Annotated in this window: 17 protein-coding genes; 11 read left to right on the forward strand and 6 right to left on the reverse strand. The window is 69.0% G+C overall.

Annotated features, from left to right (window positions below; genetic code table 11):
- Window positions 1–408 precede the first annotated feature (408 nt).
- Complete coding sequence (locus ABD210_RS15540; RefSeq protein WP_344112139.1) at window positions 409–2,283, reverse strand: HNH endonuclease signature motif containing protein; 1,875 nt, start codon at window positions 2,281–2,283, stop codon at window positions 409–411.
- Between the two features lie 509 nt (window positions 2,284–2,792).
- Between ABD210_RS15540 and ABD210_RS15545 the strand changes: the two genes are divergently transcribed.
- Entirely contained in the window at window positions 2,793–2,993 is a 201-nt protein-coding gene (locus ABD210_RS15545) for a hypothetical protein (RefSeq protein ID WP_344112140.1), read from the forward strand.
- 69 nt (window positions 2,994–3,062) lie between these two features.
- Here the strand turns inward: ABD210_RS15545 and ABD210_RS15550 are convergent, their stop codons facing one another.
- Window positions 3,063–4,751, reverse strand: coding sequence for a DUF2207 domain-containing protein (locus tag ABD210_RS15550; RefSeq protein WP_344112141.1), 1,689 nt, complete (start codon window positions 4,749–4,751; stop codon window positions 3,063–3,065).
- 350 nt (window positions 4,752–5,101) lie between these two features.
- Here ABD210_RS15550 and ABD210_RS15555 point away from each other — a divergent pair, with 350 nt between their 5' ends.
- Together ABD210_RS15555 and ABD210_RS15560 are read left to right on the forward strand one after the other, a co-directional pair.
- Window positions 5,102–6,229 (forward strand): neutral zinc metallopeptidase, encoded by a 1,128-nt coding sequence (locus tag ABD210_RS15555; RefSeq protein ID WP_344112143.1) that lies wholly within the window; start codon window positions 5,102–5,104, stop codon window positions 6,227–6,229.
- A gap of 963 nt (window positions 6,230–7,192) precedes the next feature.
- Entirely contained in the window at window positions 7,193–8,107 is a 915-nt protein-coding gene (locus tag ABD210_RS15560) for a neutral zinc metallopeptidase (RefSeq protein WP_344112145.1), read from the forward strand.
- A gap of 55 nt (window positions 8,108–8,162) precedes the next feature.
- Here ABD210_RS15560 and ABD210_RS15565 read toward each other — a convergent pair whose 3' ends face one another.
- Window positions 8,163–9,848, reverse strand: a complete 1,686-nt coding sequence (locus ABD210_RS15565; RefSeq protein ID WP_344112146.1) for a DUF2207 domain-containing protein — start codon at window positions 9,846–9,848, stop codon at window positions 8,163–8,165.
- Window positions 9,849–9,984: 136 nt separating this feature from the next.
- On the opposite strand from ABD210_RS15565, the gene ABD210_RS15570 reads away from it, so the two are divergent.
- The 7 genes from ABD210_RS15570 (at window position 9,985) to ABD210_RS15600 (ending at window position 20,588) form a co-directional block, all read left to right on the forward strand.
- Window positions 9,985–11,106, forward strand: coding sequence for a neutral zinc metallopeptidase (locus ABD210_RS15570; protein ID WP_344112148.1), 1,122 nt, complete (start codon window positions 9,985–9,987; stop codon window positions 11,104–11,106).
- 68 nt (window positions 11,107–11,174) lie between these two features.
- Window positions 11,175–13,004: a serine/threonine-protein kinase gene (locus ABD210_RS15575; RefSeq protein WP_344112149.1), complete on the forward strand. Its 1,830-nt coding sequence runs from the start codon at window positions 11,175–11,177 to the stop codon at window positions 13,002–13,004.
- Between the two features lies 1 nt (window position 13,005).
- On the forward strand, window positions 13,006–13,782 hold the full coding sequence (locus ABD210_RS15580) for an FHA domain-containing protein (protein ID WP_344112151.1): 777 nt from the start codon (window positions 13,006–13,008) through the stop codon (window positions 13,780–13,782).
- 79 nt (window positions 13,783–13,861) lie between these two features.
- A complete protein-coding gene (locus ABD210_RS15585; RefSeq protein WP_344112152.1) occupies window positions 13,862–14,668 on the forward strand; it encodes a right-handed parallel beta-helix repeat-containing protein in 807 nt (268 codons plus the stop codon).
- A gap of 116 nt (window positions 14,669–14,784) precedes the next feature.
- Entirely contained in the window at window positions 14,785–18,741 is a 3,957-nt protein-coding gene (locus ABD210_RS15590) for a Pls/PosA family non-ribosomal peptide synthetase (protein ID WP_344112153.1), read from the forward strand.
- A gap of 76 nt (window positions 18,742–18,817) precedes the next feature.
- Window positions 18,818–20,158: a M1 family metallopeptidase gene (locus tag ABD210_RS15595; protein ID WP_344112154.1), complete on the forward strand. Its 1,341-nt coding sequence runs from the start codon at window positions 18,818–18,820 to the stop codon at window positions 20,156–20,158.
- 31 nt (window positions 20,159–20,189) lie between these two features.
- Window positions 20,190–20,588: a Rid family detoxifying hydrolase gene (locus ABD210_RS15600; RefSeq protein WP_344112155.1), complete on the forward strand. Its 399-nt coding sequence runs from the start codon at window positions 20,190–20,192 to the stop codon at window positions 20,586–20,588.
- A gap of 131 nt (window positions 20,589–20,719) precedes the next feature.
- Here the strand turns inward: ABD210_RS15600 and ispF are convergent, their stop codons facing one another.
- Genes ispF through ABD210_RS15615 form a run of 3 tightly spaced genes read right to left on the reverse strand, consistent with a single transcriptional unit; the run spans window position 20,720 to window position 22,408 of the window.
- Window positions 20,720–21,190, reverse strand: coding sequence for a 2-C-methyl-D-erythritol 2,4-cyclodiphosphate synthase (ispF, locus tag ABD210_RS15605; protein WP_344112156.1), 471 nt, complete (start codon window positions 21,188–21,190; stop codon window positions 20,720–20,722).
- Window positions 21,187–21,882, reverse strand: coding sequence for a 2-C-methyl-D-erythritol 4-phosphate cytidylyltransferase (ispD, locus tag ABD210_RS15610; protein WP_344112157.1), 696 nt, complete (start codon window positions 21,880–21,882; stop codon window positions 21,187–21,189). Before ispD ends, ispF begins: the two co-directional genes overlap by 4 nt.
- Before the next feature lie 40 nt (window positions 21,883–21,922).
- The gene (locus ABD210_RS15615; RefSeq protein ID WP_012918679.1) at window positions 21,923–22,408 is read right to left on the reverse strand and encodes a CarD family transcriptional regulator; all 486 of its coding nucleotides are present in this window, start codon (window positions 22,406–22,408) and stop codon (window positions 21,923–21,925) included.
- A gap of 253 nt (window positions 22,409–22,661) precedes the next feature.
- Between ABD210_RS15615 and ABD210_RS15620 the strand changes: the two genes are divergently transcribed.
- Window positions 22,662–23,213, forward strand: a complete 552-nt coding sequence (locus ABD210_RS15620) for a copper chaperone PCu(A)C domain-containing protein (RefSeq protein WP_344112158.1) — start codon at window positions 22,662–22,664, stop codon at window positions 23,211–23,213.
- Window positions 23,214–23,251: the final 38 nt, after the last annotated feature.

Raw genomic sequence — 23,251 nt, forward strand, 5'->3', positions numbered from 1 at the left:
CGCACGCCGCCCCGGTCCGGTCCGGTCGGGTCGGGTCCGGTCGGGTCGGGTCCGGTCGGGTCCGGTCGGGTCGGGTCCGGTCGGGTCCGGTCGGGTCCGGTCGGGTCCGGTCGGGTCCGGTGGCTTCGACGTGATGGTGCGACGGCCCGGGAGGTCTTATGACTCACGCTGCTCTTAGCTGTCGGACCCCCACACCGCTGGTACGGCGGCGCGTTCCTGGCAGTTCGACCAAGTGCCAGGTTGCGACGCGACGGCCGGCATGGTCCCGCTACCCTCGGAGCCCTTCGTCGCCTTCGGCCGTGATCGTCCCCGACATCCCCCGCGGGACCGGTCGGCCGGAGGAGCGGGGTGCTGCCCTGCCGGTGTTGTCGCGGAGTGTGAATCGGCCGGCGGCTTGGTCGGGTGGGGTTACGGCCCCGCTGCCGCTGTGCTGTGGTCGTCGTCCCATGGGGATTTCCAGGTGGTGTCGTTCTTCGGTTGGGTCAGGGTGCGTGTCTGTGTGGTCTGGTGGGGTTCGTCGCCCCAGGGGTTGAGGCGTGCGGTTTCCTCGGCGGTGATCCAGGGGATGTCGCTGGTGTGCGGCCAGGCCGGGGCAAGGCGCGGTGATCCCTCGTCGCCGGGCGGCCGTTCCTCGCCGGGTGGCCCCCCGTCGCCGGGTGGTTGTTCGTCGCCGGGAGAGTCGGGCGCGCCGGCTGAACCGGCTGAACCGCGTGCGTCGCGTGTGTCGGTTGTGGCGGGTGGTCGTCGGCGGTTGAGGCGTGGGAGGCGGCCGGGTTCGGCCCAGGTGGGCCGGGTGACGTTGACGCGGCCGCCGGTGATGGTGATGGTCCAGTGGCCGTGGTGGATCTGGATGTGATGGGCCCGGCAGAGCAGGACCAGATTCCACATCGCGGTCGGTCCGCCGTCGATCCAGTGGATCAGGTGGTGGGCATCGCACTGGATCGGCGGTGCACCGCACACGACACAGCCCCTGTCACGGAAGTTCAACGCCCGACGCATCGCCCGGTTGACGAACCGCTCCTCCTTCCCCACATCCAAAGGTTCGGAGTCGGAGCCCAAAACGATGGGGACGACGCCGGCGTCGCAGGCCAGCCGCCGGACCGCGGCGGCGGACAGGTTGCCGCCGTAGACGAACCGGCCGAATCCCGGGTTGGTGTGGTCGAGGGCGCCGAGCCCATCAAACCCGCCCGGCCCGCCGAGCCCGGCGAGCTCCTCGAACCCCTCGAACCCGCCGTTCCCAGCGAGCCCGCCGTTTCCATCGAGCCCGCCGAGCCCATCGTTCGCGCCGTTCGCGCCGAGCCCTCCGAGACCATCGTTCGCGCCGTTCCCGCTTTGGGCGTTCCGGCCGTTCCGGGCGTTCCCGGTGGCGGCGACGGCGTTTTGGAGGTCGGTGAGGTCGATGGTGACGGTGATGTGGGGTTTGATGACGCCGTGGCCGGTGGTGCCGGCACCGGCGGCGGCGTTCAGCACCGTGGTCAACGCGTCGGCTTGGCGCTTGTCGCGGGATCTTGGGTCTTGTTCGCCGTCGATGGTCTTGTGGGGTTTGGCGTTGGCGTCGATGAGGGTGTTGAGCAGTTCTGCGTTTTCGTTGGCGAGGAACCCGCCGAACTTCAGGCCGTGGTCGGCGTTCTTCATCCAGAACGCCTCACGGGCGTAGGCCTTGTCCTCGGCCGGTTCGGGTCCGTCGGTGTCGAGCAACTCCAGGATTTGTCGGCCGAGGTCGCGCAGGTCACCCGGTGGCAGGTGCCGCGCGGCCCGCACCATCTGCTCCTCCGCCGCGACCACATCCTCGACCGGCACCGTCGTGGGCACCTTTTCCAGCGCGGACACGATCGCCCTCGCCTGCGCCAGGTGCAGCAGCACCGGAACGTCCCCACCCGCGGCGCCGTCGGCGTTCTCCTCGTCGGCCTGCTCGTCACCGGTGGTCTGGTCCTCGCCGGTCTGGTCGCTGTCTGGTGCGGCGGGGTCGCGCTCGCTGCCAGGCTCGTCGCCGTCGAGGCCGGGGGTGGGCAGGGCGGCGGAGACGAGTTCGTACTTGGGCAGCGAGGCGGCCAGTTTGAGGTCGCGGTGGACGTCGGCTTTGTTGAGGCGGTGCCGCAACGACACGAGTTCGGCGGTGTCGCGGGCGCCGAGCTCCTTGGCGTGGCCGCCGGCGTCGAAGCCGGCCAGGACCTGGAGCCGGTAGGTTTCCAGCCGGGCGATCTCGTCGTACAGCGCGTCGAGGGCGGTCAGCTGTTCGCTGCCACTCATCGACCACACCGGCCGCATCTCCACGAGATCCATACCCAAGACTCTAGAGGTGCCCGCCGACAGTTCCTGTGCCGAGAACCCGTTATAGATAAGGGATTCCGTGATGCACCAAAACCCGCCAAGTTGTCCACAGCAACGCTCGACCTGTGGACGCAAAGAGCGCCTAAGAATCAATCAGCTCAGTGCAGGCACGATGCGAGTGATCGGGTCTGCAAATTGGCGTCGGCGTGTTTCGGCCGTGCTCATTCCTTGTCGGACTGGGCGGCGGGCTTGGGCGACAACTGCTGCTGATCCAGGTGGTCCTGGGCGGCGGACCAGCTGGCCAGCAACTTGCAGCACAGCAGCGGTCCATGTGCCCGGCGCTGCGTTATAGACCAACAACGTCAGTCCCGGGTCGGACGGGAATTCCATCGCCTCGAAGCTCAGGTCGAGGTTGCCCGACGACCGGATGGGTGCAGCTTCTTGACGCCGGTCCGGTGGAAGCGAAAGTTGTGCGCGGACCAGCGGGTGCGGAACACCTCGTGCGGGTGGACAGCTCCCCGATGAGCTCGGTGAGCGCCTTGTCGTGCGGGCTCCGCCCGCTTCCGATCGCCACGAAGGTGTACTTCAAGATGCACGACGGTCCCGGCGGTTCCGGCCTCTCGCGGAAGGCAATCATGGAACAGATCGACGCCACCACCCGGCGAGGCCGCTACGACCACCGTTTCCTGGTTCCGGCGTTCACCTACCGGGCGGTTCCCTGATCCCATGCATCGTCCTGATCACCAGCTAGTACGCCGTCGCAGTACCGGGCCGTCGAAGTACAGGAAAACTCAGCGGGTGAAAAGGGCACCGGTGAGGTTGGTCGTGAGGTTGCGGAGGGAGTCCGGCAGGTACTGCAGGTGCCAGCCGCGGGGGCCGCGGTACCAGGGGAAGCCTTCGTCCTCGTCGTCGTTCGCGTCGGTCTCCACCAGGGCGTCGATCCACCGCTCGGAACCACCCAGCACCACGGCGTACGGGAGGGCTCGGGAGCAGAGTTCGGCGTGCTGGTCGGTGGGGAGTTCGCTGACGTCCATCTCGAGCAGTTCGCCCCGGATCGCGGCGACCTGGCCAAGAACGCGGCCGGCGGCGGGTGCCTTGGCGGGCATGTGGCGGCCGATGACGAGGAGCCCGACGCCTACTGCTGTCACTGCGAGGCCGAGGAGGCCCCAAGTGCTGAACAGGGCGAGCAGGACCGTCAGGGCGACGCCGAGAACGGTGACGCCGATGCCGATGGTCGCCCACAGCGACCGGGTGCGGTCGGGGCGTTCGGTGAACCAGCCGCGCTTGACGACCCCGTCGTACAAGGCGTCCTGGACCTCGCCGAGGTTGGCCCGGACCTGCTGGCCGAGCTCGGACACCAGTACCGAGTCGACGTCGCCGAAGATGGCCCGGATGAGCACGTTCTCGTAGCGCTGCAGTTCCTCGGACGGCGCGTTCGCGACGCGCCTCAGCTCCCAGTCGGGGCGCGAGTACTCGGTCTCGCGCTCGAGCTCGGTGATGGTGATGTGGCCGCGGACCGCGAGGTCGATGATCGTGGCGGTCACGTCGACCGGGTCGATCCGCTCGTCGATCAGGGTGCCGACCTCGCCGGGCCGCAGGTTGGCCGGCGGGGTGAACTCGATCCGGGTGTCCTGGCCGAGGCTGAACAGCGAAGCCGGTACTACGCGGCGCGCGTCGACCTGGTCGCGTCCGCGCAGGCGATAGAGCGCGAGCAGGGCGGCGGCGCCCAGGAGGAGCACCAGCAGCGCGGTGAGCAGTTGCGCGGAGTCGGTCGAGAAGGCGCGCTTGAAGGTCTTGCGGAACTCGACGATCGAGTTCGCGGCGATCTGACCGTCGGGAAAGCCGATCGTCATCCGGACCGTGTTGCCCGGCGGCAGGCCCTGCTGGCGGAAGGTCGGTCCGGCGGTCTCGCCGATCTGGGCCAACGTGCACGGGGTGTTGCTGTCCAGCGCACCGGCGAAGCAGGAGACGTGCGAGACCTCGGGCGTGCTGAAGACGACGTTCGCGTCCTGGACAGTGAGGCCCAGACCGGTCAGCGGGGCGAAGCGGACCTCGGTGCCGTTCAGCACCTTGGCGACCGCGCCGCGCACGGTGTAGGTGAAGTCGAGCTGGGTGTCCCCGGAGACGTTCGCGACCGCGATGGACGTGATGTCGCCCGACGTGGTCTGCTCGCTCTGCTTCGCCTGCCCGCCGGACTTGACCTGCAGGTCCTCGATCTTCTGCACGTGGTCGACGTCGTCGGCGAGGTGGTCACGGGTGACCACGAACCGGGTGAACGTCCCGGACACGTTGCTCAGCTTCCAGGACTCGGACACCTTGAGCAGGCCGTCGCGCTCGACCCTGATCTCACTGTCGTAGTTGGTCACCACCGGGTCCGCCGTGCCGGCGCCGGTGGTCGCACCGGCGGTTCCGGCGCAGATCCCGGTCAGGGCCAGGAAGCCGAGGGCACACAGGGGCACCCCGAGGAGACGTAGACGCATCGCCCAATCACACCGTATCGAGAGGGTCAGTTGAAATCGGCCCGCACCGGGCCCCTGCCGAGCAGCCGGGTGGCCGCGGCAGGTCGAGCTGAGTCATGCCAGGGGGCACCATATCGCGACTCATGCCCAACGCAACGGTCCGTCCGCTGCCCAGCGCAACAGTCGGTCCGCGCAGGCTGACCTGCGCGGTGGGCACGGTCTGCACCACGTTCACCGCGACCTCCGGGAAGGTGCGGTAACGCTCCGGCGGGCAGGCGCCGCACCCCATGTGCAGACGGAATGCGGTCCTGGTGGTTAGCCTGGTCGTCCGGATCACGCCCCGTGCGTCGCCGGGGGGATGAGGAAGAACCGTGTCGAACCAGGACTGGAGCGAGCCATCAGGGCCGCATCAGCCGCCGGGACCGCTGCCCGACGGCTCGATACCGGTATATGCCAGCCACCCGTTGCCCGGTACGCCGGGGGGCGGGCCGCCGCTGCCGCAGGTCGGCTGGGGCTCCGAGTTCGGCGGCGGTCAGCACCACCACCGGCAGCACATCGGACCGCCCCCGAAGCGAAGCACTAACGACCTGTTGGTCAGCTTGCTGCTCCTCGGCGGCGTGGCCGCGCTCCTGGTGATCGCGGCACTCGCTCTGCGTGACGGAGGCTCTGCCGCTGTCGCCCCTGCGACCGGGCCGGCCCTGACGGCGCCGACAGCGCCGCCCGACGACAGCACTGGAACCCCGGCGAGCGGACAGTCCTCGCAGGACAGTGAGAAAATCGTCACGGCCGACGCGTTCTACGCCACGGGCGCCCAACGCGGAGTCGGCTGCCGCCAACCGCAGGTCGCTTTGAACAGCCAGGCGACCGTCCAGCGGTACTACACCAACCTGGTCGGCTGCCTGAACAAAGCCTGGGCGCCGAAGGTGCAGGCCGGCCAGGACAAGTTCGCGGCGCCGCGGGTGATCTTCTGGTCCGGCACGACGCAATCGCCCTGCGCAGGCGGCTCCCCGGTCTCGTTCTACTGCGGCGCGAGCCAGACGCTCTACCTGAAGTACTCCGACGACATCAAGCTGTGGAACCGTTCGGCCGACAGCGCCAACCGGGCCTTCGCCCGGATGTGGGCTACGTACACGGTCGCGCACGAGTTCAGCCATCATCTGCAGCAACTCACCGGCATCCTGCCTGCCGCCAACAGGCTCGAGTACGAAGCGCCGAACCGCCAAGCCGAGCTCGAGTTGAGCCGGCGGGTCGAACTCCAGGCGTCCTGCCTCGGCACTGCTTTCATGGGTGCCAACAAGTCCACGTACGGCATCACCGGTTCTGACCTGACGATCTACCGACGGTACGTCGAGGCGCAGACCGGGGACGAGAACAACCGCGGGGGACCGCGGGACCACGGCGCCCGGACCAGTCATCAGTACTGGACCGAGCGCGGCTTCAACACGCTCAACAGCACCAACTGCAACACATTCACGGCTTCGGCCAGCAAGGTCTCGTGAGGAGTATCGATGTCGGACAACTGGAATCCACCCCCTCGGGACCCGTCCGAGCCGGAGGGCGAACAGCCCACCGAGCGCCCGGACTCGTCCCGCCGGGATGGCCAGTCGCCCCTCTGGTGGACCGAGTCCACCGAGAAGCCGCAGGAGTACCTGCAACCCGGTCCACCCGCGGGCCCGCCCACCCCGAGCGCCTCGGACGAACCTGAATCAGACCAGCCCGACTCCGGGTCCACCTCCGGCTCCGGCTCCGGCGAGAGCGGAGCCGGTCAGAGCGGAGCCGGGGGGAGCGGCTCCGGCTGGCGCAGGCCCGGCGAGAGAGGCGGCTGGAGCAACCCGGCCTGGGACCGCCCGCCCTACAGCACCCAGCCCCCGCCTGCCCGCCCACCCCTGAGCAGCCCACCACGCCCCGGCGCCGCGCAACCCGGCGCCGCACAGCCCGGTACTACGCAGCGTGGTCCCGGCCGATTCGGCACCTCCCAACCTGGTGCCACGCACCCCGGCCCCGGGCAGGCTGGCGCTGGGACCCCCGGTACACCCCAGCCCGGCGCAGCCCGGCCCGGCGCGACTCGGCCCGGCGCCGGTGGGCCAAGTGCTGGTGGGCCCAGTGCTGGTGGGCCTAGTGCTGGTGGGCCTAGTGCTGCGCGGCCCGGTGGGCAGCACGCGGCGCCGCCTCCGAGCGGACCTCGGCACAGCGGCAGAGCCGGCGCGCAGGGACCAGGGGCCGGCGCGCCGAGCAGCCCGTGGTCAGCGGCGGCCCCCGGGACCTACCCGGCGTACCAGCAAGGCGGTCACCCAGGCGGTGGACAGCCGAGCTTCCCGCCAGGCGGTGGACAGCCGAGCTTCCCGCCGCCCGCTGGGCAGCCGAGTTGGCAGTATCCGCCGATTCCGATCCCGCAGCCGCCCGGCAACGGCCGTCGGAGCAAGCCGCGTAGTACGCCCAAGGGGCTGCTGATCGGGCTAGTCGTGCTCGCTGTGCTGGTCGTCGGCACGGGCGTCACTTATGCCCTGCGCAACACCGGCGGCGACGGCACTCAGCCGGTGGCGGTCGACACACCGTCCGCGACCGCGTCCGAAAGTCCTTCGGAGACGCCTAGTCCGACCCCGACGCCCACGGTGAAGGCGACGCCCAAGCCGACGCCCAAGCCGCGGCAGCCCACGGCGTACGAGTTGGTATCGCGCAACAAGGTCTACACGGCGGTCGGCCAACTGCAGGCTTCCAAATGCCCCGAGCCGCCCAATCGGCCGACCACGTTCGCGGCGACCAAGGCCTACTACGACCGCATGCTTCCGTGCCTGAACCGCACCTGGTGGTTGGCGATGAAGAAGATCGGGAAGCCGTTCCGGGCACCGCACGTGATCGTGTACGCGAACACCGTCAAGACGCCCTGCGGTGTCGAGCGCGGCACCCGCGGCTTCTACTGCGGCGCCAACGAGGCGATCTACATGCCGTTCAACGTGGACTACAAGAACTACAAGGTGAACCCGATGTACACCCGCGCGTGGATGCTCAACACGTTCGCGCACGAGTACGGCCACCACGTGCAGCAGCTGACCGGCATCTTCGGCGCGTCGTTCGCACGGCAGGCGACCATGGCGGACCCGAACCAGCGGCTGCTGGAGAGCCGCCGCCGCGAACTGCAGGCGTCCTGCCTCGGCTCGGCCTACCTAGGCGCCGACGCGCAGTTCATCCCGTTGAAGGGCGAGCTGCAGACGAGCTGGAAGTTCGTCGTCGCCAACGCCGGCGACGAGTTCGCAGTGCCGAAGGTCCGCGATCATGGCGCGAAGGTGAACCACAACTTCTGGTCCACCCGCGGCATGACCTACAAGGACCCGAAGTACTGCAACACCTTCACCTCACCACCGCAGTACACCTACTAGCACCGACGGCGACGGCCGGGGTTCCCAGCGTGGGGACCCCGGCCCTCGTTTCAGCTCAGAACAACCTGCGGGCAGTGGTCAGCGTGCCGCCGAACGCGGTGACGAAGTTGGACAGCGACTCGCCGATGTCCGACAGGTGCCAGCTCTCAGGACCTGAGTACCAGCCGATCCCCGCGTCCGGGTCATCGTCGTCATCCGTGGCCGCGATCTCCAGCGCCCACTTCTCGGTCAGGCCCAGTACTGCGGCGTACGGCAGGCAGCGGGACGCGAACTCCAGCCGGTGGCTCTGCGGCAGATCCGCGGAGGTCTGATCGGTCAGGTACCGCTGCAGCCCGGCGACCCGCCCCAGTACTGCGGCGCCGCGTGCCGTGCGCGCGGGTGCGACCTGACCGGCCAGCGTCAACGCCACGCCCGCCAGCATCACGGCGAACCCGACCAAGCCGAACTTCGTGGCGACGGCCAGCACGATCGTCAGCACCACGCCGGCACCGAGCAGCACCAGGCCTGCCGTGGTCCAGCGGTTCCGCACCGCGTCCGGGCGGCTCGCGAACCACCCCTGCGTGACGACATCGGAGTACAGCTGTTCGCGGACCAGGGCGAGGCGCGGGCGCAACGCCGGGCCGAGCTCGGACACCAGGACGTTGTCACCGTCGGCGAACACCGCGTCCTGCAAGGCCTTCTCGTACGAGAGCAGCTCGGGTCCACCCGCGTTCAGCCGCTGCAACCGCCAGTCCAGCTTGCCGAACTGGGTCTCGCGCGGCAACTCCTCGATCGTCAGGTAGTTGCGCACGGCAAGATCCAGCAGGGTCGCGGTGATGTCCACGACGTCCGCGGTCTCGTCCACCACGGTGCCCAGCTGGCCTGGGCGGATGCCGTCCGGAGCGGCGAACTGCGGACCGTCGGCAGCATCCAGCACAGGTCGTTCCGGACCAGCCGAGGTGGTCTTGCCCGCGTCGCGACCGCGGAAGAACCAGAGCGCGGCGGCCGCCAGTACGCCGAGGCCCAGCAGCAGCCCGCTCAGCCCGAGGGTGGCTCCGTCGACAGTGAACGCATGGCCGAGGGTCCAGCGGGTCTTGAACTGCGCGTTCGGCTGGACCGTCGCCTGGTCGCTCAGCCCGGTCAGGAAGGTCAACCGCCCACCGGCCGGGACGCCGTTCTGCTCGATCTGGAGCGCGGCCGACTCGGCCAACTGCGAGGACGTGCAGGGCATGCCGGAGCCGACCCGGCCGGCGAAACAGGTCACCCAGGTCGCGAACGGGACGTTGACCGTCACCGCGGCCTTCGGCACCACCGTGGGGAAGCCCTGCACGACCGGCCAGCTGACCTCGCGGCCCTCGGTCGAATCCGCGACCACGTTGTCGACCGTGTAGCTGTAGACGATCTTCGCCTGGCCCGGCACCTTCAGGCTGAGCTGCCGGCCGTTGTCGACGCCCGCGTTCTCGAAACCCTCGGCAGGCTTGCCGTTCACCGTGGCCAAGACATCCTTGATGTCGTAGATGCGATCCCGATCGGCGTCCGACCGGACCCGGTTCGTCAGGGTGCGGCGGAAGGTGTCGCTGCCAGCGGTCAGCTCGACCGTCTCCTTGACCTGCAGGACACCGTCGCGGGTCAGGGTGGCCTCGGCGGAGTACGCGGTGATCCGGTCGTCTGCGGCGTGGGCGGGAACAGTGCCTAGGGCAACGAACGCGGTCGATGCAGACACGAACAGGGCTGCCGGCAGGAGGCGGCGCATCAGTGACATGGGTCGAGAGTAGTCTCGTGCCGGTTCGTCCAGCGACCCCGCTCGAGCGGCCCAGAGTGACGCAGAGTGACCCAGAATGACCCATAGTGACGCAGAATGACCCCAGGATCACGCAGCCAAGAAGGGGCAACGACACGTGAGCACCCCGTACGGGTACGGCGGCCGGCCACAAGACCGGCCCGCTCCCCCGCCCGGCGTACTGCCGCCCCCTCAGGCCGCCCCATGGCAGCAGGGCCAGTACCACCAGCAGGGCCCGTACCAGCAGAGCCAGTACCCGCAGCAGCAGTACCCGCAGGCGCAGTACCCCGGCCAGTGGGCGCAGCCGCACCCGGGCCAGTTCAACGGCTTCCAGCCCCAGCGGCGCAAGTCCGGTGCAGGGCGCGTCATCCTGCTGACGTTCGCCATCATCGCGTTCCTCGGCATCACGCTGGCCGTGGTCGCCGTGATCCTGGCCGGCGGCAGCACGAACCCCACCGCGGACCCCGGCGTGACCGGCCCGTCGATCGTGCCGACCGCGAGCACGAACCCGCAGCAGGGATCCGCCGAGGAGTACCTGCTGAAGAGCCCGCTCTACCAGGCCGGCGCGCTGCCCGAGCTGAACTGCCCGGCCGAGGACCTGGCCGACGGCAGCCTGGCGGCACAGAAGCGGTACTACGAGAAGCTCTTCAACTGTCTCAACGACGCCTGGCGGCCGGTGTTCGCCAAGCTGGGTCAGAACCCGCCCGACCCCGGCCTGGTCGTGTTCGACCAGCCGGTGAACACGCCGTGCGGCAACTTCAAGCCGCTGTCCGGCCGGGTGCTGGCCTTCTACTGCTACGGCAACTCGGTGATGTACACCGACGTGAAGCAGATGAACAAGGCGTTCGGGCCGAAGGAGGACCTGGCCTACCTGCTGACGATCGCCCATGAGTACGGCCACCATGTGCAGGGCGTGAGCGGGCTGTTCTACGCGCGGGCCGTCTACGTGCAGGAGCACCCAGACGAGAAGCTGGAGAGCTCGCGCCGCAACGAGCTGCAGGCGTCCTGCCTGGGCGGGGTGTTCAGCAAGGCCGTCGCCAAGTCCTATCCGCTGACGAACCGGCTGGAGGAGTTCCGGTTCCAGGCCTCCAACAGCTTCGGCGAGACCCCGGATACTCCGGCGGACGAGCGGACACACGGTCTGGCCACCAGCCAGGGTTTCTGGATCGAGAACGGCTTCAACATCGGTGACAACAAGGCCTGCAACACCTTCGCGGTCAAACCCAACCTGGTGAAGTAGGACACGGGTTGCGAAGTTGTCGTCACCGCGGGTCATGATGGACCCCGACCACTGAGGTTGGGAGAAGCATGGACCAGCAGGACGGCCCCGCCGCGACAGAGCGACTGATCGCGGGCCGGTACCTGCTGGCCGAGCCGCTCGGCCGCGGTGGGATGGGATCCGTCTGGCGCGCGACCGACCAGCAACTGGGCCGGGTGGTCGCGCTGAAGCGGGCCCATCCCGGCCTCGACGATCCGGACGGCCGCCGGCTGCGCCGTGAGGCGAAGATCGGCGCCCGCCTGCACGACCCGCACGTGGTGACGATCTTCGACGTGGTGACCGACGGCGCCGACCATTGGCTTGTGCTCGAATACCTGCCGTCGCGCACCCTCTCCGAGCTGATCGAACAGCGCGGCACGCTGCCGCCCGCCGAGGTCACCCGCATCGGGCTGCAGATCGCCCAGGCCGTGCAGGCGGTGCATGCCGCCAAGGTGATCCACCGCGACATCAAGCCCGGCAACATCCTGGTCACCGAGGACGGCACCGCCAAGCTAGCCGACTTCGGCATCTCCCAGCGCCTGTGGGCCGAGGCCACTCTCACGGACAGCTCGACCGTCGGTACCCCCGCGCAGCTGGCCCCCGAGGTGGCGAACGGTGACGAGCCCACCGCTGCCTCGGACGTGTTCTCCCTCGGCGCGGTGCTCTACACAGCCGTCGAGGGCCACTCCCCCTTCGGCACAGACCCCAACCCCCTTGCCGTACTGCGGAAAGCGGCGCGCGGCGAGATCCTGCCGATGCGCCGAGCAGGTGAACTCGCCCCGCTGATCACCCGCATGCTCCGCGTCGACCCCGCAGCCCGGCCAACCGCAGTACAGGTTGTTGCTGAGTTGGGCGGTCCTGCGGCGCCACCGCAAACCCCCAAGCGGCCCTGGTGGATCGCAGCTGCAGCAGCAGGAGCCGCCGTCGTAGTGGTCGCACTAGTGATGACCAACGCCTTCTCTGGTACGGCACGGCAGCAGCCCCGGGCCGAGCCGATTCCGGGACCTCCGCCAACTACAGCAGCACCACAGTTGGACCCGGTAGGCGATGCCCTGACAGTCGATCCCTGCGCACTGATTGATCCCAAGCCGCTCGAGCGGTTCGGCGAGACCACTGTGGACACCGACTACGGCAACTTCGGCCGCTGCGACGTCGTCGTCCAGTCAGGGCAGCGCGAAGTCGACGTACGGGCTGAGCTGGAGGCGCAACCCACGCCCGACCTCCCGCCGCCCGGCCCTGTCGAGAAGCACACCGGGAACGTCACGGCCGTGGCCCGGCAGAAGCAAGAGGACGACGCATGCGAGCGCGTGCTCGTGCTGTCGGACCACAACCGCATCCGGGTCGCCGCCCGCTACACCGAAGGCTCCGGTGGCGACCTGTGCACAATGGCCGAAACCGCCACCAAGAAGGCGGTTTCGGTGCTCTCGGCAGGCCCGATCCCCCGCCGGACCGAGCCGCTCGACGCCGCGTCACTAGCGCGAGTCGACGCCTGCTCACTGCTCGACGCGAAGGCCCTGTCGATCGTGCCGGGTCTCGACGTCAGCAATCCGGAGGTGGGATTCGGCAACTGGGAGTGCGACTGGGACAGCACGACCAGCAACGCCTCGGTGCAGCTGCGGTTCGACCGGAACCAGCCGCTGACTGCCGCGGACGGCCAGCCCACGAAATACGGCAACCGCTCCGCCTTCGTAGAGCGCGAGGGCGAGGGCCCGGGCACCTGCGTCGTGAAGGTGGTGCACCGGACCTACGCGGACCCGGACGACCAAGCCGCCGTCGAGCTGGTCCAACTGATGGTGTCCGGCCCTGGCACGACCACCGAGCTCTGCCGCCTGACCACCGAGCTCGCGCGCGCCGCCGCCGGCCGGCTCCCCTGGGGCTGAGATGGAACCACTGGGCCGCGTCCTACCGAAGGACCAGACCAGCCTCGCGTACGGCGTACCGTCCGCCGCGCCCGGCACGATCTTCGTACTGACCGTGGCGGGTGGCATCTCGGTCGGCCCGCGCCAGGGCCACGCGATCCTGTTCGGGCGGAACCGGCCCGAGGTGCACGTGTGCGTCGGCGAGGACGACCAGCGGGTGAGCCGGACGCACGGGCAGATCGCCTTCCAGGCAGGGCAGTGGTGGGTGAGCACCACCGGGCGTTTGCCGATCCGGCTCCCCAAGGTGCAGTGGTTGTTCCCGGACGAGGCGGCGGTGCCACTGGCTGCCGGGTACACCCCGCTGTTCGTGCAGGGGTCGAGCGGTCGGGAGCATCTGCTGGAGGTGTACGTCACCGGGGAGAGCGGGACCAGGCCGGTATCGCGGCACCAGGATCCGACCCAACCACCACGGGTCTGGCAGCTGTCGCCCGAGGAGAAGCTCGCACTGACAGTGGTCGGGCAGAGGTACCTGCTGCACGAACTGCATCCGCTGCCGTTGTCCTGGCGGTTGGCGGCGGACCAGCTCGCCGAGCTCCAGCCAGCGGCAGGGTGGACCGCCAAACGCGTGGAGCACCTGGTTGCGGGGGTGCGGAACCGCCTTTCGCGGGCCGGCGTACCGGCGTTGACCCGGCAGGAAGTCGGTGAGCCGGTGGGCAATGCGCTGAACGACAACCTGTTCACGGAGTTGTTGCTGTCGACAACGTTGGTGCCGGCCGACGTCGACGTACTGGACGAGTAGCTCGGGAGGGGTCCCGGCAGTTCGGTCATAGCTTCGCGGCAAGCAAGCAAGGTCCCCCCGCTTGGAGCAGGAGCACAAGATGACCCTCAAGATCCTCGCGCTGACCGCCGCAGTGGCATCAGCCGTCTTCGGCGTCGGCCACGACATCCCGAAACCTGCGGACGTCCCGCAACCAGCGGCCGCATCGGCGAGCCGGTTGGAGATCACCAAGGGCGGCACCAAGGAGAAGCCGCTCGTCTACGACGGCAAAGGCCAGTCCGTGCAGGGCATCACGGTCGAAGCCGACAACGTAGTCGTACAGAACTACAAGGCAGACAAGCCCAGCGCGCCCGGCGTCGAACTGACCGGCGACAACATCACTTTGCAGAACGTGACCGTGACCAGCCCGCAGGGCGGCGACGGCGACGGCCTGCGCTTCTTCGGCAACGACCTGAAGATCCTGAACAACACCATCAGCGGCACCCGGAACACCGACGGCAGGCACGCGGACTGCATGCAGACCTTCGCGGACGGCACCCCTGCCAGCCAGCGCGTACTGATCGAAGGCAACCGGTGCGAGCAGATCGACAACATGTGCCTGATGGCCGAAGGCCCGAACGACGGGGAGGGCGACGGCAACGGGCACAGCTCGGACTTCACCCTGCGCAACAACTACTGCGAAACCCTCGATGCCTCGCAGGCGTTGATGATCGAGGACATCCAGAAGCTGGTGGTCGAGGGAAACACCTTCGCGGCCAAGCCGGACAAGGCGATCGGGCTGGCCATCCACTCCACCGACGCCCGGATCGGCAAGAACACGGTCAGCAAGGACATCGGGTGCTACGTCGGCATCGACGACACCTCCCGCCCCGGCTACCAAGGCCCCACCCCTTCCTGCGAACCGTGATGCTTGCGTCCGAACAACTGTGGGGTCCGCCCCACAGTTGTTCGGACGCTAGTGGGTGGTGTCCACGTGGCGCCGAGTTCAAGGGGAAGTCAGCTGAGCGGCGTATCATCCGGCGCGTGACTTTGCGACGGGGGGACAGCGCGCCACCCGAGCGAACGCTGGTCGACATTCTGCAGGCGACGGCGGCGAGCCACCCGGACGAACCGGCCCTCGACGACGGGAGCGTCAGCCTCAGCTATCGCGAACTGCTCGCGCAGGTGACGAAGTTCGCCCTCCGACTGACCGATCACGGCATCGGCCGGGGCGACCGTGTCGGCGTACGGATCTCGTCCGGTCACAACGACCTGTACGTCGCCATCCTCGGCACGCTGAGGGCGGGCGCTGCGTACGTTCCGGTCGATGCCGACGATCCCGAGGAGCGGGCCGAACTGGTTTTCGGCGAGGCCGACGTGGCCGCCGTCGTCACCGACGACCTCGAGATCACCTCGACCCGTCCTGAGCTCTCCCTCGAAAACTCCGACGGCTACTACGACTTCCCGTACTCCGCCCGAATGGACTCCGCCGCACTCGACGCACCGGCTCCACCCCGTACGCCGGGCGCCGGCGCGGGTGGCTCTTCCACGAGCGACGGGGCGCCGACCCCCGACGACGACGCGTGGATCATCTTCACCTCCGGGTCGACCGGGGTACCGAAGGGTGTCGCGGTCACCCATCGCTCGGCGGCCGCCTTCGTCGACGCCGAGGCGCGGATGTTCCTGCCGCACGAGCCGATCGGGCCGGACGACCGGGTGCTGGCCGGCTTGTCGGTGGCCTTCGACGCGTCCTGTGAGGAGATGTGGCTCGCCTGGCGGTACGGCGCGTGTCTGGTGCCGGCGCCACGTTCGCTGGTCCGCAGCGGGATGGACCTCGGTCCCTGGTTGGTTGCCCAGGGCATCACCATCGTCTCGACCGTGCCGACCCTCGCCGCACTCTGGCCGCCGGATGCATTGGACCAGGTCCGGCTGCTGATCTTCGGCGGCGAAGCCTGCCCGCCCGAGCTGGCCGAACGCCTGGCGGTCGACGGTCGGGAGGTCTGGAACACCTATGGTCCGACCGAGGCAACGGTGGTCGCCTGCGGTGCGCAGCTCAGCGGTGAAGGACCAGTGCGGATCGGTTTACCCTTGGACGGCTGGGATCTGGCCGTTGTCGATGCCGCTGGCAACGAGATTGCCGACGGTGGAGTCGGCGAGCTGATCATCGGTGGGGTCGGCCTGGCGCGATACCTCGATCCCGCCAAGGACGCGGAGAAGTTCGCGCCGATGCCGTCCCTCGGCTGGGATCGCGCCTACCGCAGTGGGGACCTCGTCCGCAACGAGCCGGAGGGCCTGGTGTTCATGGGCCGGGCCGACGAGCAGGTCAAGCTCGGTGGCCGCCGGATCGAACTGGGTGAGGTGGATGCCGCGTTGCAGGCCTTGCCCGGGGTCTCCGGGGCGGCCGCCGCGGTTCGCGCCAGCGCCGCGGGGAATCAGCTGCTGGTCGGGTACGTCGTACCGGATGATCCCGAGACATTCGACCAGCAAGCTGCAACCGAACGACTCCGCGAGGCTCTACCGGCCGCGTTGGTTCCGTTGCTGGCATTGACAGACACTCTGCCCACACGGACCTCCGGCAAAGTGGACCGGGCGGCGCTGCCGTGGCCGCTGCCTGGCATGGAGACGGACACGCCCGCCGCTGAGCTCGACGGAACCGCCGGCTGGCTCGCCGAGCGCTGGACGAAGGTGCTGGGCGCGCAAGTGACGGGTGCCGACAACGACTTCTTCCTGCACGGCGGTGGAAGCCTCGCAGCCGCGCAACTGGTGTCCACCTTGCGCGAGCGGTATCCAGAGGCCACTGTCGCCGACATCTACGACTACCCACGGCTTGGCGCGCTCGCGGAACGGCTGGACTCGTTCACCGCGACGGTGGAGCCCGTCGAGATCCGTGAAGTCCGCCCGACGCCAGCTGGGACGCAACTCCTGCAGACAGCGCTGACGCTGGTCCTGCAGACAGTCGTCGGCGTCCGCTGGCTGGTCTGGCTCTTCACCCTGAACAACCTGCTCGCCCTGACCAGCAGCCCACACCCGTGGATGCGCACAGTGTCGTGGTGGTGGATCCTCGCCGGCTGGCTGATCCTCATCACGCCCGCTGGCCGCATGGGCATCGCTGTGCTCGGGGCGAGACTGCTGCTGCGCGGCCTGAAACCGGGGACCTACCCGCGCGGCGGCAACGTGCACGTCCGGCTCTGGGCTGCAGAGAACCTCGCGGATGCCGCGGGAGCCGCCAACCTGGCCGGAGCCCCTTGGATCACCTACTACGCAAGGGCTCTCGGGGCGAGGATCGGTCGAGGTGTCGACCTGCATACGCTGCCGCCAGTCACCGGGCTGTTCACGATGGGGCGGGGCGCCTCGATCGAACCAGAGGTCGACCTGTCCGGCTACTGGATCGACGGCGACCGCCTGCACGTCGGCGCAGTGGCCGTGGGCGCCGAGGCCGTCGTCGGATCGCGCAGCGCCTTGCTGCCCGGCGCAGAGATCGGCCGCAACGCTGAGATCGCCGCCGGCTCGGCGGTGTCCGGCAAGGTCCCCCCAGCGGAGCGCTGGTCGGGATCACCCGCCACCCGGGTCGGCCGGGCCCGCCGCCCGTGGCCCGAGGAGCGCCCTGCGCGCGCCCCTTGGTGGGTCCTCGCGTACGGCGCTGCCTCCGCGCTGATGTCACTCCTGCCATTGGGTGCGGCCGCGGCCGCCATCGTCGTACTGGGTCGTGCGGTTCGTGGGACCGCCTCGCTCGCGGACGCTGCAGTCCAGGCGTTGTGGGCGATTCCACTGATGACCCTGGTCGGCTTCCTGACCTTGGCGGTGCTGACGTTGATCGGAGTCCGGCTGCTGGGACTCGGGATCAAGCCGGGGCATTTCCCGGTGCGGAGCCGGATCGGCTGGCAGGTGTGGGCGACCGAGCGCCTCCTCGACTCGGCCCGGACGCTGTTGTTCCCGTTGTATGCGAGCTTGCTGACCCCATGGTGGTTGCGCGCGCTCGGGGCGAAGATCGGCCGCGATGTCGAGGCGTCCACCGTTCTCCTCCTGCCGAAGATGACCACGGTCGGTGAGGGTGCGTTCCTGGCCGACGACACGATGATCGCGTCGTACGAGCTGGGCGGCGGCTGGTTGCGGGTGGCGGGGGCGAAGGTCGGCAAGCGGGCGTTCCTCGGCAACTCCGGGATGACCGCGCCCGGCCGTTCGGTGCCGAAGAACGGTCTGGTTGCCGTGCTGTCGGCAGCGCCCAAGAAGTCGAAGGCCGGCACGTCGTGGCTCGGCAGCCCGCCGGTGAAGCTGCGTCGGCAGGCCGTCGACGGCGACCAGAGCCGGACGTTCAACCCGCCACTGCGGCTGAAGTTCGCCCGCGCCGCTGTAGAGCTGTGCCGGTTCGTCCCGATGATGTGCACGGTCCTGATCGCGCTCGGCGTCCTGTTCGGCCTGCAGGCGCTCGACCTGTGGCTCGGGCCGTGGCCGACGCTGCTGCTCTCCGGCGCGGTGATCCTCGCCGCGGGTGCGGTCGCCGGCGCGATGGCCACGATCTCGAAGTGGGTCATCATCGGCCGGACGAAGGCAGTCGAATACCCACTGTGGAGCAGTTTCGTCTGGCGGAACGAGGTCGTCGACACCTTCGTCGAACTGGTCGCCGCGCCGTGGTTCGCGAACGCGGCCGCCGGTACGCCGGTGCTGACGCTGTGGCTCCGCACCCTCGGCGCCAAGATCGGCAAGGGCGTGTGGTGCGAGACCTACTGGCTGCCCGAGGCTGACCTGATCACGCTAGGCGACGGTGTCACGGTGAATCGCGGCTGCGTGCTGCAGACGCACCTGTTCCATGATCGGGTGATGTCCATGAGCACCGTCACCTTCGGGCCGGGATCAACCCTCGGGCCGCACAGCATCGTCCTGCCCGCGGCCTCGGTCGGGGAGGGGGCTACGATCGGTCCGGTGTCGCTGGTGATGCGTGGTGAGAGCGTTCCGCCCGGTTCGCGCTGGGCCGGCAACCCGATCGCGCCCTGGCGGGGTTGATGGTTGCCCGTGGCACCAACCGGGGCGGCGGGGTGGGGAAGGAATTGACCGACCGGGGCGGCGGGGTGGGGAAGGAATGACTGGCCACCCTGGTGCGGACACGGCCGGGGATCCCTATGTCCCGAGCCACGGCAACGGCGGCTACGAGGTCGAGTCGTACGAGTTGGACCTCGACTACCGCGTCAACAGCAACCGGCTGACCGGCAAAGCCACCATCACGGCGGTCGCCACCCAGGCTCTGTCCCGCTTCAGCCTGGACCTCGACAGCCTGCGCGTGGCCAAGGTCAGCGTCAACGGCCGCCGGGCCGGGCGCTACGCGCATCGCGCCGGGAAACTCCACGTCTGGCCGGCGGTCGAGATCGTCGACGGCGCCGAGTTCGTGGTGGACGTCCAGTACTCGGGTAATCCCAAGCCGGCCGACAGCCCGTGGGGCGAGCTCGGCTGGGAGGAGCTCACCGACGGCGTGATCGTCGCGAGCCAGCCGAGTGGCGCCGCCACCTGGTTCCCCTGCAACGACCACCCCGGCGACAAGGCGCACTACCGGATCACCATCACCACCGACTCGCCGTACCACGTGGTCGCGAACGGACGGCTCGTCTCACGCCGTACGAAGGCCAGCCGCACCACCTGGGTCTTCGACCAGGCCGCACCGATGGCGACGTACCTGGCGACGGTGCAGATCGGCCAGTACGAGGTGCTGGAGCTCGCGTCCACGCCAGTGACGCAGCGGGCCGCGCTGCCGGCGTCACAGGTGCGGGACTTCCGATCCGACTTCGGACGGCAGCAGGACATGATGAAGCTGTTCTGCCGGTTGTTCGGGCCGTACCCGTTCGGCGGCTACACGGTCGTCGTGACGGACGATCCGCTGGAGATCCCGGTCGAGGCGCAGGGCATCTCGGTCTTCGGCAGCAACCACGTGGACGGCCGCCGGGGAGCAGAGCGACTGGTCGCCCATGAACTGGCGCACCAGTGGTTCGGCAACAGCCTGACCCCGGCGACCTGGCAGCACATCTGGCTGAACGAGGGTTTCGCCTGCTACTCCGAGTGGTTGTGGTCGGAGGAGTCGGGCGGACCGACCGCGGCGCAGCACGCGTCGAGGGCGTACAACCGGTTGGCCGGTCTCGCCCAGGACCTGGTGCTCTCGGATCCCGGGCCGGAGCTGATGTTCGACGACCGCCTCTACAAGCGGGGCGCGATCACCTTGCACCTGGTGCGCCAAAAGCTGGGCGACGACGCCTTCTTCGAGCTCTTGCGCACGTGGACCCGGACGAACCGCCATGGCTCGGTGACCACGGACGCCTTCATCTCCCTGGCCACTACCTTCGCCCGCGACGCAGCCGCAGTACGGGATCTCTTCGCCGCCTGGCTCGACTCGCCTGAGCTGCCGCCCCTACCCCGGGCGGGCCGTCGGCGCTGACCTGGCGTCGGGGGAAACTAAGCTCGCGGGTATGACTTCTCCCCGAGTTGCCGTCTCCACCGATGCCGCCCCGGCTCCCCGCGGACACTACTCGCAGGCGCGGATCGTCGGCGACCTCATCTTCACGGCCGGCGTGCTGGCGTTCGACCCGGCGACGAACGCGCTCGTCGGCGCGGGCGACGCCGCGGAGCAGACCCGTCAGATCTTCCGGAACCTGACCGCGATCCTCGCCGAGGCAGGCGCCTCACTGGACGATGTGGTCAAGCTGACCGCGTTTCTGCAGGACCTCGGTCGCGACCGGCAGGCCTACGACTCGGTCTTCCCCGAGTTCCTCACCTCGCCGTACCCGGCCCGCCTGACCGCAGGCGCCCGCCTCGGCGGCGACGCCCTGGTCGAGATCGAGGTCATCGCCGTCCGCCCCCAGCCCTGACCGCCGCCCCCAGCCCTTGCGTCCGAACAACTGCGGGGCAGGACCGTCGGTCCCTCGGACGCAACGCGTGAGACGCAACACGCGAGACGCAACAGGAGAGGCGCCACACGCGAGGCGCAGCGGCAGAGCGGTCAGTAGACGAGGGCGGTGGCGATGGCTGCTATGCCTTCGCCACGGCCGGTCAGGCCCAGTCCGTCGGTGGTTGTGGCACTGACCGACACCTCGGCGTCGCAGGCCGCACTGAGCGCCTTCTCGGCCTCCTCGCGGCGGCTTGCGAATCGCGGGCGGTTGCAGATCACCTGGATCGACACGTTCCCGATCTCGAACCCGGCCGCCCGCACGCGACGCGCGGCCTCGGCCAGCAAGGAGGCTCCGGAGGCGCCTTCCCACTCGGGCTCGGAGGTCCCGAAGTTCGATCCCAGATCACCCAGCCGCGCGGCCGAGAGCAGGGCGTCACAAGCCGCATGAGCCGCCACATCGCCATCGGAATGCCCGGACGGACCGGCCGTCTCCTCGGGCCAGAACAGCCCGGCCAGCCACATCGGCTGCCCCGCCTCCACCGGATGCACGTCCATGCCCGTGCCTACCCGCGGAATCCTCACGAAGAACGCCTCTCAGCCAGGATCCACTCGGCCAGCAACAGGTCCCGCGGCCGAGTCACCTTGAATGCTTCCTCGGAGCCTTCGACCGTCTGCACGGCGACCCCGAGCCGCTCGCAGAGCATCGCGTCGTCGGTCACCCCGACCACCTCGACAGCATGCGCCCGGCGCAGCAACGAGGGCTCGAACCCCTGTGGAGTCTGTACTGCGACCAACACGGACCGGTCGGGGGTTTCGACCACTTTGCCGCCCGGGTCGACCCGCTTGATCGTGTCCGTGACGGGGATCACCGGCACCACCGCAGGTGCACCGGAACGCACGGCAGCCACCACCCGCTCGATCACCTCAGGAGGCACGAACGACCTGGCTGCGTCGTGCACGAGGATGCAGTCGATCCCGTCCATCGGGACCAGCTCCAGCGCGGCCCGGACGGAATCGCTCCGCTCGGCACCACCGGCGACGACCCGCAGCCGGGCAGCCCCGACGTACGGCTCGAGTTCCTTGAAGACGACGTCCTCGGTGCCGGCGGGCACGGCGATCACAAAACAAGCGAGGTCGGCGGCGGTCGCTGCCTTCAGTCCACGCACTGCGTGGACCAGCAGCGATTCGCCACCGACCTCTCGAAATGCTTTTGGTGTCTCACCACCGAGCCGCAACCCGAGACCGGCCGCCGGGATGATGACCGCGGTACTCACAAGGAGCCCACGCAAGGCGGTTCGGTCACGCGCTCCAGCCTTAGGAGGCGAGGACCTCGTCGAGGATGGCCTCGGCCTTGTCCTCGTTGGTGTGCTCGGCCAGGGCCAGTTCGGAGACGAGGATCTGGCGAGCCTTCGCCAGCATCCGCTTCTCACCAGCGGAGAGACCGCGGTCACGCTCACGGCGCCACAGGTCGCGGACGACCTCTGCCACCTTCATCACGTCACCGGAGTGCAGCTTCTCCAGGTTCGCCTTGTAGCGACGCGACCAGTTGGTCGGCTCCTCCGTGTGCGGCGCCCGCAGCACGTCGAAGACGCGCTCCAGACCAGCCTGATCCACGACGTCACGCACGCCGACAAGATCGAGGTTGCACGCGGGGACCCGGACGACCAGGTCGTTCTGAGCGACGATCCTCAAGACCAGATAGGTCTTGTCCTCACCTTTGATCTGACGGGTCTCGATGTCCTCGATGACGGCCGCACCATGGTTGGGGTAAACAACCGTCTCGCCGACTGTGAAAGTCATATGTCACGTGCCCCTTTCCGAGTTCTATCCTACCACGCGGTCGGTGGTCCGGTCGGGGCGTTTGCGCTGGTCAGGGGCCTATTCTCGCCTTGACAAACGCTGTCCGGCGTGCCTTGGCCGCCCGAGATGGTTGCCGGTGACATCACTGAAAGGTGGAGTCGCCGTCGGGTCCGGCCGCTGCTCTCGCTACGCTTTGCTCCGCCGGAGGCCCAAGCCTGACGGCATCCACCGGGTTGTAGGAGAGGGAACACCAGTGCCCATCACGTTGTCCTCGCAGGCCTTCCGGCGCGTCACTCTGGCGGGCGCCACCATCACGCTGAGCATCGTGGTGGCGGCCTGCGGCGCGGGCTTCAACGCGCAGACCTCCAAGCCCTACCAGGCCGCCGAAGGCACGAACGCGAGCTCGGGTTCCATCGCGGTCCGGAACATGCTGGTGCTGGCCTCGGACGACGGCAAGGGCGAACTCCACGCCGGGATCGTGAACCAGGGCACCGAGGACGACACCCTGGTCTCGATCGAAGGCGCGGCGGCGAACGCCCCGGTCCAGAACGGCGACGTGCCGTCCGACACCCCTGCCACTGTCACCGTCGGCAACGTCCGCAGGGTCACCCTCAAGGCAGGCAGCCTGCTGACCCTGCCGCCCGCCAGCGGCCAGCCGATCACGGTCACCGGCGGCAAGCCGGGCCAGATGATCAAGCTGACCATCACCTTCGCCAAGGCTGCCCCGATCACCGCCGCGGTGCCGGTGCTGACCCTGGACCACTACTCCCCTTCGCCGCGCCCCAGCACCTCCAGCGAAGGCTGACAAACCACCACGACGTACTACGGGCGGTGCCACCCCAG

The sequence above is a fragment of the Kribbella alba genome, assembly GCF_039529635.1.
GTDB lineage: Bacteria > Actinomycetota > Actinomycetes > Propionibacteriales > Kribbellaceae > Kribbella > Kribbella alba.